The sequence below is a fragment of the Haematobacter genomosp. 1 genome, assembly GCF_002196855.1.
Taxonomy (GTDB): Bacteria; Pseudomonadota; Alphaproteobacteria; order Rhodobacterales; family Rhodobacteraceae; genus Haematobacter.
On the sequence record NZ_NIPW01000008.1, the window covers coordinates 199,812 to 210,006 of the forward strand.

Sequence of the window (10,195 nt, forward strand, 5' to 3'; positions counted from 1 at the left end):
CATGTTGATGGAGACTGGTCAATGTCCCGATTCACGCCGAAACCGTGGCCGCGCAAGCTCAGGTCGCAGGAGTGGTTTGGCGGCACTTCCCGCGACCATATCTATCACCGGAGCTGGATGAAAAATCAGGGTTTCCCGGCCGACCTCTTCGACGGGCGCCCGGTGATCGGCATCCTGAACACCTGGTCGGAGCTTACCCCGTGCAACGCGCATCTGCACGACCTGGCGGAGCGGGTAAAGCACGGCGTCTATGAAGCTGGCGGGTTTCCCGTGGAGGTGCCGGTATTCTCCGTGGCGGAGTCGAGCTTCCGCCCCTCCGCCATGATGTTCCGCAACCTGGCTGCGATGGCGGTGGAGGAGGCGATCCGCGGCCAGCCGATGGACGGCTGCGTGCTGATGGTAGGCTGCGACAAGACCACGCCCTCGCTGCTCATGGCGGCGGCATCCACGGATCTGCCCTCCATCGTGGTAACGGGCGGGCCGATGTTGAACGGCTGGTTTCGGGGCGAGCGGGTGGGATCGGGTACCCATCTGTGGAAGTTCTCCGAAGCGGTGAAGGCCGGGGAGATGACACAGTCCGAGTTTCTGGAAGCCGAAAGCGCCATGTCCCGCAGCCCCGGCTCCTGCAATACGATGGGCACCGCTTCCACGATGGCGAGCATGGCCGAGGCGCTCGGCATGGCGCTTTCGGGCAATGCCGCCATCCCCGCAGTGGACAGCCGGCGCCGGATGATGGCGCAGCTGACGGGCCGGCGCATCGTGCAGATGGTCAAGGATGACCTGAAACCGTCCGACATCCTGACGCGCGACGCGTTCGAGAATGCAATCCGCACCAACGGCGCGATCGGGGGCTCCACCAACGCGGTGATCCACCTTCTGGCGCTGGCTGGCCGGGTGGGGATCGACCTCACACTCGATGACTGGGACCGGCTCGGCCGCGATGTGCCGACCATCGTGAACCTGATGCCGTCGGGCAAATATCTGATGGAGGAGTTCTTCTATGCCGGGGGCCTGCCCGTGGTCATCAAGCGTTTGGGGGAGGCGGGGCTTCTGCACAGGGACGCGCTCACCGTTTCCGGGCAGACGGCGTGGGAGCAGGTGGAGAATGTGACCAACTGGAACGAGGACGTGATCCTGCCCGCCGAGCGCCCCTTGACCGATCACGGCGGCATCGCGGTTCTGCGGGGCAACCTCGCGCCGAACGGAGCCGTGCTGAAACCCTCTGCCGCCAGTCCGCATCTCATGCAGCACCGGGGCCGCGCCGTGGTTTTTGAGGACATCGACGATTACAAGGCGCGGATCAATGACGAGGCTCTGGAGATCGACGAAACCTGTGTGATGGTGCTGAAGAATTGCGGGCCCAAAGGCTATCCGGGCATGGCGGAGGTCGGCAACATGGGCCTGCCGCCCAAGGTGCTGCGAAAGGGCATCACCGACATGGTCAGAATTTCGGACGCACGCATGTCGGGCACTGCCTATGGCACCGTGGTCCTGCATACCTCGCCGGAGGCCGCGGTGGGTGGACCGCTCGCCGTGGTGCGCTCGGGTGACATGATCGAATTGGATGTGCCCGCCCGGAGCTTACGGCTCGATATTTCCGAGGCGGAGCTGGCTGCCAGGCTTGCGGACTGGCGCCCCGAGATCCATTCGCCGGAAACCGGGTATGCACGCCTTTTCCACAGCCACGTGCAGCAGGCGGACACCGGGGCGGATTTCGATTTTCTCAAGGGGTGTCGTGGGGCGGCCGTCGGCAAGGACAGCCATTGATGCAGCCCGGGGTGGAGTGGATCGCTGCGGATTGGGGAACGACCAACCTCCGCCTGTGGGCGATGGCGGCGGATGATCGGGTGCTCGCCCGGAGGGCATCGGAGGAGGGAATGGGCCGTCTCTCGCCCGAATGCTACGAGCAGGCGCTGATACGCATGGTCGGGGACTGGCTGCCGGAAGGCCGCGTGACGCCGGTGCTGATCTGCGGCATGGCGGGCGCGCGGCAGGGCTGGGTGGAGGCGGGGTATCGCCCGGTTCCAGCGCATCCGCTCGGCCTGCCGCTCACACGCGTGCCGACCTCGGATCCCCGCATTTCCGTCACCATTCTTCCGGGGCTTTCTCAGGAAAGCCCTGCCGATGTGATGCGGGGGGAGGAAACCCAGATCGCGGGCGCGCTGGCACTCCGCCCCGGACTTGCCGGGCCGCTGTGCCTCCCCGGAACCCACAGCAAATGGGCAGAGGTGGAGGCAGGGCGCGTGATCCGTTTTACCAGTTATCCGACGGGCGAACTCTTTGCGCTTCTGTCGGAGAAGTCCGTACTGCGGCACGGGTTGACGGGGGAGGGGGAAGATTGGTCGGCTTTCGACGCCGCTGTTGCCGCCACCATCGCGGCACCCGCGCGCGTCTGGGCAGAGCTGTTCCCGCTCCGGGCGGCATTTCTGTTGCACGGCCTGCCCGCAGCCGCGGGACGTTCACGACTCTCGGGCCTGCTCATCGGGGCGGAACTTGCAGCGGCGGAACCCCGGGGAGAAGTCACGCTGATCGGTGCCGGCCCGCTTATGCGGCGCTATGCGCGTGCATTGCGCATCGCAGGCGTAACCACCCGACAGATCGAGGCGGAAGATGCCGTGCTGGCGGGGCTTTCCGCCGCGCGCGCCTTGTGGAAAGAGGCGGTATGAGAAACATCATCGCCATCCTGCGCGGCATCCGACCTGAGGAAGTCCTCGCCCATGCTGAAACGCTGCTGGATGCGGGTATCGAGGTGCTGGAGGTCCCGCTCAACTCCCCCGATCCATTCGACAGCATCGCCTTGCTTGTCGAGCGTTTTGGGGCGCGGGCAAGGATCGGTGCCGGCACCGTCCTGACGGTGGCGGAAGTCGCGCGGCTGGCGGAGATCGGCGCGGCGCTCGTCGTCTCACCCAACTCGGACGCGCGGGTCATCCGCGCCACCCGGGCAGCGGGAATGGAAAGCTGGCCCGGCGTCATGACACCGACCGAATGTTTCGCGGCGCTGGAGGCGGGGGCAAGCGGGCTGAAGTTCTTTCCCGCCTCTGTCATTGGACCGTCCGGCCTGTCGGCCATGCGCGCGGTCTTGCCGCTCGGAACGCCCCTCTATGCCGTAGGGGGCGCAGGACCGGCGAGTTTTGCGGAATGGTTTCGGGCCGGAGCCAGCGGCTTCGGCATCGGCTCCGCGCTTTATCGGCCGGGACAGGACGCCCTCACGACCGGCACGAAGGCGCGGGAGATCGTCGCCGCCTATGATGCCGCGATAAGGAAATCGGGATGAGAGTTCTTCACGATACGGTCGCAGAGCTGGGGGAGGGCGCCTTCTGGCATCCGGAGCGGCAGGCGTTCTTCTGGTTCGACATCTTGCACAAGCGCCTCCACGCTGTTCAGGCCGGTACACTGCGGGTCTGGGAGATGCCGGAGATCGCATCGGCCCTTGGCTGGGTGGACCGGGACAGGGTTGTCCTGTCGACGGAGACGGGACTACACCTGTTCGATCTCGAAACCGGGGAGAAACGACAACTCGCCGCGATTGGGGCGGATGACCGGTCAAGCCGGTCCAACGATGGGCGCGCGGATCCGTGGGGTGGCTTCTGGGCTTCCGTCATGGGCCGAAGGGCGGAAGCGGGGCGGGGCGAAATCTGGCGCTGGTGGGAGGGAGAGCTGAGGCAGGTCGTGAATGGCTTGACCATCCCCAACGCCATCTGCTTCGACCTGTCCCTCGCCCGCGCCTATTACGCCGATACTGCGCGGGGTATCGTCTGGAAACAGCCGCTCGATCCCAAGACAGGCTGGCCGGAAGGGGTGCCCGATGTCTTCCTGGACCTCTCGTCCGAGGGGCTGAATCCGGACGGCGCCGTAGTGGATGCCGAGGGGCGGTTCTGGAACGCGCAGTGGGGGGCAGGGCGCGTGGCAATCTACGACCCGGATGGCCGGTTTCTCGACGCTCTCTTCGTGCCTGCACGACAGCCAAGCTGTCCGGCCTTCGGCGGTCCCGGCTATCGCCATCTTCATGTCACAACCGCATGGGAGGGTATGTCGCAAGCGGAGCGTGCAGCCGACCCCAACGCAGGCAAATCCTTCGTGGGGGAAGTGGAGGCACAGGGACTGCCGGAGCCGCGAGTGCGGGTTTAGTCAGTCCTCGAAAGGCGCAACCTCCCGCCGTCTGCCGAGAAGGAAAGCGTCTGCGACATGCCGGAGCGGGGAGACATCCACATCCGACGCACCCTCATTGATGAGAGTGCGGAACCTTGCGTAGAGACGGCGGTACTCGCTGTCCGGTTCGGCCATCCGCTCCACCCCGTCAACCGACAGGATGCTCCCCCCTTTCGACAGCAGAACCGGGCCTTGCTCGGTGTCCAAAGCGATATCCCAGGTCTGCGGACCGGTTTGCCGCCAGTCGAAAATCACCGTCACCGGCACACCGCTTTCCGTGCGGAATGTCAGATCGGCGGCGATGGGCGTGGCGCGGTTGGCGGGGAAGGAGAGGTCCGCATGCTCAAGGAACATTGTCTCCGGCAGGATGCGCGTGACAATGGAGAGCGCGTTGATACCGGGGTCGAAGACACCCAGCCCCCCCGGCTCCCATATCCATGCCTGGCCCGGATGCCAATGGCGCACATCCTCCTTCCACGTGACATGCACGGCGCGGAGCTTGCGCCGGCGCAGGAGGTCCCGCGCCGGTGCGACGCCGGCAGCCTCCCGAGAGTGCCATGTCGCGAAAAGTGTGAGCCCGCGGGCCTCCGCCAGCTCGACCAGCGCCGCGATTTCCGAAAGGGTGGCACCGGGCGGCTTCTCCAGCATCACATGTTTGCCTGCCAGCAGGGCCGCGCGCGCCTGATCGAAACGCCCCTGCGGCGGGGTGCAAAGCGTGACGGCTTGAACATCGGGCGCGGCGTGGAGAAGCGTGTCGATATCGGGAAAGGATGGAATGCCCGGCAGCGTGGCATTCCTGCTTCCTATGGCGCAGAGGTCCAGCCCCGCTGTTTCCCCAATCGCCGGAAGATGTTGATCCCGCGCAATCTTTCCAAGGCCGATGAGGCCTAGTCCGATGGTCATTCCACCCTCCCACGACCACACCCGTGATCGGGGATGACCCTATTGCGGCACCGGACGGCGGTAAAGGACGTTACCCGCTGCGGCTGCCGGTTCAACGCAGAAAGGCGCGAAACTGCTTGAGCGCGAGTGCGAAGAGTGCAGCCCCGATGACGAGCAATGCCAGAAATTGTGGCCAGACCACGGCAAATCCAGCCCCTCGGAACAGGATTGCCTGGGACAGAATGACAAAGTGGGTTGTCGGCGCACCAAGCATGATATTCTGGATCACCTCCGGCATGCTCTCCCTTGGTGTCATACCGCCGGAAAGAATCTGAAGCGGAAGCAGAACGAGAATGAGGAGCAGGCCGAACTGCGGCATGCTCCCGGCAATCGTCGCCAGAAAAATCCCCAGCGAGGTCGTTGCGAAAAGCATGAGGACGGTGCCCGCCAGAAACAGCAGCAGTGAGCCCTGCAACGGCACCCCGAGCCAGATCTCCACCACCAGCTTCAGGCTGACGGCCGCCGCCACCAGCACGATCAATCCCATGGCCCATACCTTGGAAATCATGATCTCCAGCGCGGTGACCGGCATGACCAGAAGATGCTCCACCGTGCCATGCTCCTTCTCGCGGATCAACGCCGCGCCCGTCAGAACGATGGACAGGAGCGTAATGGAGAAAGTTACGTTGTTCACCGCACTGAACCAGGAGGTATTCAGCTGCTGATTGAATTTTGCCCGAAGCACCATATCCACCGGCACGGCACCGGCCTGGCGCGTGCGGGAGAGATATTCGGAGATCTCGCTCGATACGATCTGCTGTATGTAACCTGCGCCGGTAAAGGCCTGCGACAAGCGCGTTGCATCCACGTTCAACTGGATTTCGGGTCGTTTTCCTGCAAGCAGATCCTGTTGGAAATTCAGGGGGATATCGAGGGCAAAGGTGTCCAGACCTGCGTCCATGCGGTTGTCCATCTCGGCGATCTGTATGTCGCTCGGTGCCACGAAATAGGGTGGATAGAAGGCGGAACCGATTCTCGCAGAGACCTGTGACCTGTCCTCGTCCACGATGCCGATTGTCGCGCGGTTCAGCGTCTGCGGCGTCGCACGAGAGGAGGAATAGACGGAAAGCGTGAAGCTGTAGACGATCAGCACCATCATTATCGGATCGCGGAGCAGTCCGACCAGCTCCTTCAAGCCCAAGTTCCAGATGTTCTGAACGCGCATGTCACCTGGCCTGTTTTTGAAGCAGCATGACACCAAGCCCCATGATGATCGGCGCAGTAATTGCCAAGGACCACATATCCCGCGAGAGTTCGGCGAACCCCAGACCCTTGGAAAAGACCCCGCGAGAGATCGTCACAAAGAAGCTCGTGGGATAGATGCGCCCGACGAATGCCCCGACACCTTCGAGCGAGGACACGGGATCGATCAGCCCGGAGAATTGCACCGCGGGGATCAGCGTGAGCAGCGCTGTGCCGAAGATCGCCGCCGTCTGGCTGGAGATGAAACTGGACACCAGGAGGCCGAGTCCGGTTGCCGCAATCGCATAGAAGAACGCGGCGACCGCAAGAGTGAGGAAATTCCCTGTTAGCGGGACCTGAAAGACCGTCGTGGTCAGCAGCGTGAGAAGCAGAAAGTTCAGCATCGCCAGCACCACGTAGGGCAATTGCTTGCCCATCAGGAACTCAAGCCGCGTCACCGGGGTCACATAGAGGTTTATGATGGACCCCAGTTCCTTTTCCCGCACCACGGAAAGAGCCGTCAGCATCGCCGGGATCACCAGAAGCAAGATGGGGATGACTGCGGGCACGATGGCATAGATGCTGCGCAGTTCCGGATTGTAGCGATAGCGGATTTCCAGCCCATAGGCCCCCGCTGCGGCAGCCTCACCAAAGCGCTCGCCGATCTGGCGTGCAAGCCAGCCGGAATGCAGGCCCTGCACATACCCGCGTACCGTTTCGGCACGCTGGGGATTTGCCCCATCGATCCAGACGCCGATTTCGGCGGCATCGCCGCGAGCTACGGACCGTGCGAAGCCGGACGGGATTTCCACCGCAAGGGCGAGCTTTCCCTGCTGCATCCGGCGGTCCATGTCCTCATAACTGGTCAGCGGTGCCTGCTCCACGAAATATCGCGAGCCGGAGATATCAAGCGTATAATCGCGGCTCAGGTTGGTCTGATCCCGGTCCAGCACGGCAAAGGACAGATCCTCCACATCCATATTGATACCATACCCGATGACGAACATCAGAATGACGCTGCCGAGAAGGGCCATGGTAAGCCGGATCGGATCGCGCAGCAGCTGCAATGTCTCCAGCCGTGCATAGCTGAGCAGGCGGCGAACATCGAAGCTCCGCATGACCGGCTCCTCTCGCGCGACCTGCTCAATATCGTCGGCGCTGCCGGTTTCGGCGTTGGCGCCCTGTGCCTCCTCCAGATAGGCGATGAAGGCTTCTTCGAGCGTCTTCGCGCCTTTGCTGTCGATGATCGCCTGGGGCGTATCGCTGATAAGAACACGCCCTGCATTCATGAAGGAAATACGATCGCAAAGTGCGGCCTCGTTCATGAAATGGGTGGAGACGAAAATCGTCACCAGGTCCTTTCGGGACATGTCCGCAAGAATGCGCCAGAAGTTCGCACGTGCGATGGGATCCACGCCCGAAGTCGGCTCATCAAGGATGAGGATTTCGGGTTTGTGGATCGTCGCAACGGCGAGGGAGAGACGTTGGCGGATGCCGAGCGGCAGGTCATCCGGCAGCGCCTCCATCACGGTGGAAAGGTTGAAGCGTTCCTCCGCCTCGGCAATGCGGGCGGGAATATCATCTTCCGGTATTTCGAAAAGGAGCGCGTGGAGCGTCAGGTTCTGGCGCACCGTAAGCTCGCTATAAAGCGAAAACGCCTGACTCATGTAGCCGACACGTCGCCGGATGGACATGTCGTTCGAGTCCACCTCCCTGCCAAATAATCTGGCCGTCCCTTCCGTTGCGGGGAGAAGCCCTGTCAGCATTTTCATCGTGGTTGTCTTGCCCGAGCCGTTGGAGCCCAGAAAGCCGAAGATCTCCCCTTTTTCGATGCGAAAGCTCACATCGTTGACGGCAGTGAAATCGCCGAACTTCATCGTGAGATGTTCGGCCTCGATGGCGATCGTCTGATCGCTCCCGGCGGGCCGTGGCGGCATCACCATTTTGCTGCCGCCCTCCTGCGCCTCTTTTGGCAGCAGGCTCACAAAGGCATCGTCGAGCGTCTCTGTCCCGGTCTGCTGCAGCAGATCGGCGGTTGGGGAGGAAGCAAGAATCTTCCCCCCATTCATCGCTATCGTCCACCCGAACCGCTCTGCCTCCTCCATATAGGCGGTGGCGACGATCACGCTCATTCCGGGGCGTGCCTTGCGGATGTCGTCAATCAGATCCCAGAACTGGCGGCGGGAAAGCGGATCCACTCCGGTTGTCGGCTCATCAAGGATCAGGAGTTCCGGATCGTGGATCAGCGAGCAGCAGAGGCCAAGCTTCTGTTTCATCCCCCCGGACAGCTTGCCCGCCGGGCGATCGGCGAAGGCAGACAGACCGGTCGCCCGGAGCAAGCCGTCGATACGCTGCGTGCGCTCTTCGCGATCCTGCCCGAAGAGCCTGCCGAAGAAATCGACATTCTCAAAGACCGACAGCGTGGGATAGAGGTTCTTGCCAAGCCCCTGCGGCATATAGGCGATGTCGGGCATGATCGCCGTGCGGTGCGCGTCGGAGGCGATGTCACCGCCGAGGACCTCCACGGTTCCGACCTGTATCTCGCGCGCGCCGCAGATGAGCGAGAGAAGGCTCGATTTCCCGACCCCGTCTGGGCCGATAAGCCCGATCATCCTTCCTTTCGGGACGTCGAGCGTGATGTCATCCACAGCGACGGTCTTGCCGTAGGTCTGGCTCAATCCCTTGATGCGGACGACATATTCCTCCGCCCGTTTTTCGTCAGGCCCAAGCGATACGTCGCTGTTGTCGGTCATTGCACGACGTTCCGAAGATTCTCAGGCCATTCCGTGTCAGCATCTATCTTTACGTAGGCGGTGCCGGGCAATCCGGTCTTGACCACGTCGAGGTACTTTCTGAGCAGGTCAGGGGACACGCGAGCGCGGACGCGGAACATCAGCTTCTCCCGCTCATCCGCCGTCTCCACGGTCTTCGGTGTGAACTGAGCCACGTCGGCAACGAAGCTGATGACGGCGGGGATCACATCCTGTGGCGCTGCATCCAGAACAATGCGCGCTTCAGAACCCACCGCTAGTCGACCCGCCTGCGCGGTCGGCAGGAAGAAGGTCATGTAGACATCCGCGAGATCGACCAGATTCAGCACCCTGCCTCCTCCGGCGAGTACCTCTCCCTCTCTGGCGACCAGATATTGCACGCGCCCGTCACGCGGAGACGTCAGGGTCGAGTCGTTGATGGAGGATGCGATCGCGTCGATGGATGCTTCTGCGGCGGCGACGGCAGCATTCGCATCCACAACGGCTGCGCGGGCCGCCCCGATCCCCGCATCAGCGGCGGCCGATTGGGCTTCTGCGGCGGCAAGCGCCGCCTTGGCCTGCTGTGCCCCCCCGCGGTCGTTGTCAAGCGTCTGCTTGGAGAGGTTATCGTTCTTGGCAAGTGCCTCCGACCGTTGAAGCCGCCGATCCGCGACATCGAGAGCGGATTGGTATTGGTCCACGACAGCCAGCGCCTGACGTTTCTCCGCCTCCCGCTGTGCGACGACGGCGTTGGCCGTTTCCACCGAGATCCGGGCCCGGTCGCGTTCGGCCTCCGCTTGTCGGCGCTGCGCCTCCAGCTGGACGATATCCATGCGGGCCAGCACCTGACCATGCTGAATGAGGTCACCTTCGGCGACGAGCAGCTTGTCCAGGCGCCCCGCACTCAGCGCGGAAATGTCGATTTCCGTGGCCTCGATGCGTCCGTTGCCGGAAGCGATACCGGACGGAAGGCCCGGCTCGTTGAACCGCTTCCAGGCCGCGTACCCACCTACGGCTGCGATCAGAACCAATCCCGCCAGCACCCAGCGCTTGTCGATCTTCGCCATCACCAGCCTCCAGCTGTACTGCTTCTCACGGTATCGCTTAATTTCACGGTTTCAATCTCCACTGTGGCCCTTCTTCGCAGAAGCATGAATATGACATAATTATCG

Annotated in this window: 8 protein-coding genes; 4 read left to right on the forward strand and 4 right to left on the reverse strand. The window is 63.0% G+C overall.

Annotated features, from left to right (window positions below):
- Positions 1-21: 21 nt before the first annotated feature.
- From araD to CDV49_RS06255, 4 genes are read left to right on the forward strand one after another with little or no spacing between them, the layout of a single operon-like run.
- Complete coding sequence (araD, locus tag CDV49_RS06240) at positions 22-1,767, forward strand: L-arabinonate dehydratase (protein WP_088214700.1); 1,746 nt, start codon at positions 22-24, stop codon at positions 1,765-1,767.
- Positions 1,767-2,666 carry a 2-dehydro-3-deoxygalactonokinase gene (locus tag CDV49_RS06245; protein ID WP_088214701.1) on the forward strand — a complete coding sequence of 300 codons (900 nt, stop codon included), beginning with the start codon at positions 1,767-1,769 and terminating at the stop codon, positions 2,664-2,666. Before araD ends, CDV49_RS06245 begins: the two co-directional genes overlap by 1 nt.
- Positions 2,663-3,274 (forward strand): 2-dehydro-3-deoxy-6-phosphogalactonate aldolase, encoded by a 612-nt coding sequence (locus CDV49_RS06250; protein WP_088214702.1) that lies wholly within the window; start codon positions 2,663-2,665, stop codon positions 3,272-3,274. The genes CDV49_RS06245 and CDV49_RS06250 overlap by 4 nt, the downstream gene beginning before the upstream one ends.
- A complete protein-coding gene (locus tag CDV49_RS06255; RefSeq protein WP_088214703.1) occupies positions 3,271-4,128 on the forward strand; it encodes an SMP-30/gluconolactonase/LRE family protein in 858 nt (285 codons plus the stop codon). The genes CDV49_RS06250 and CDV49_RS06255 overlap by 4 nt, the downstream gene beginning before the upstream one ends.
- Here CDV49_RS06255 and CDV49_RS06260 read toward each other — a convergent pair whose 3' ends face one another.
- From CDV49_RS06260 to CDV49_RS06275, 4 genes are all read right to left on the reverse strand, one after another.
- A complete protein-coding gene (locus tag CDV49_RS06260; protein WP_088214704.1) occupies positions 4,129-5,052 on the reverse strand; it encodes a Gfo/Idh/MocA family protein in 924 nt (307 codons plus the stop codon).
- Positions 5,053-5,143: 91 nt separating this feature from the next.
- Entirely contained in the window at positions 5,144-6,190 is a 1,047-nt protein-coding gene (locus CDV49_RS06265; RefSeq protein ID WP_444881519.1) for an ABC transporter permease, read from the reverse strand.
- A gap of 67 nt (positions 6,191-6,257) precedes the next feature.
- Positions 6,258-9,026, reverse strand: coding sequence for a ribosome-associated ATPase/putative transporter RbbA (gene rbbA / locus CDV49_RS06270; RefSeq protein ID WP_088214706.1), 2,769 nt, complete (start codon positions 9,024-9,026; stop codon positions 6,258-6,260).
- Complete coding sequence (locus CDV49_RS06275) at positions 9,023-10,090, reverse strand: HlyD family secretion protein (RefSeq protein ID WP_088214707.1); 1,068 nt, start codon at positions 10,088-10,090, stop codon at positions 9,023-9,025. The genes rbbA and CDV49_RS06275 overlap by 4 nt, the downstream gene beginning before the upstream one ends.
- Between the last annotated feature and the right edge of the window lie 105 nt (positions 10,091-10,195).

Excerpts from the sequence above, each read along its gene's own strand:
- CDV49_RS06255 (WP_088214703.1), top strand. The coding sequence starts at position 3,271 with ATGAGAGTTCTTCACGATACGGTCGCAGAGCTGGGGGAGGGCGCCTTC.
- CDV49_RS06275 (WP_088214707.1), bottom strand. The coding sequence starts at position 10,090 with ATGGCGAAGATCGACAAGCGCTGGGTGCTGGCGGGATTGGTTCTGATC.
- CDV49_RS06260 (WP_088214704.1), bottom strand. The coding sequence starts at position 5,052 with ATGACCATCGGACTAGGCCTCATCGGCCTTGGAAAGATTGCGCGGGAT.
- rbbA (WP_088214706.1), bottom strand. The coding sequence starts at position 9,026 with ATGACCGACAACAGCGACGTATCGCTTGGGCCTGACGAAAAACGGGCG.
- CDV49_RS06245 (WP_088214701.1), top strand. The coding sequence starts at position 1,767 with ATGCAGCCCGGGGTGGAGTGGATCGCTGCGGATTGGGGAACGACCAAC.
- CDV49_RS06265 (WP_444881519.1), bottom strand. The coding sequence starts at position 6,190 with ATGATGGTGCTGATCGTCTACAGCTTCACGCTTTCCGTCTATTCCTCC.
- araD (WP_088214700.1), top strand. The coding sequence starts at position 22 with ATGTCCCGATTCACGCCGAAACCGTGGCCGCGCAAGCTCAGGTCGCAG.
- CDV49_RS06250 (WP_088214702.1), top strand. The coding sequence starts at position 2,663 with ATGAGAAACATCATCGCCATCCTGCGCGGCATCCGACCTGAGGAAGTC.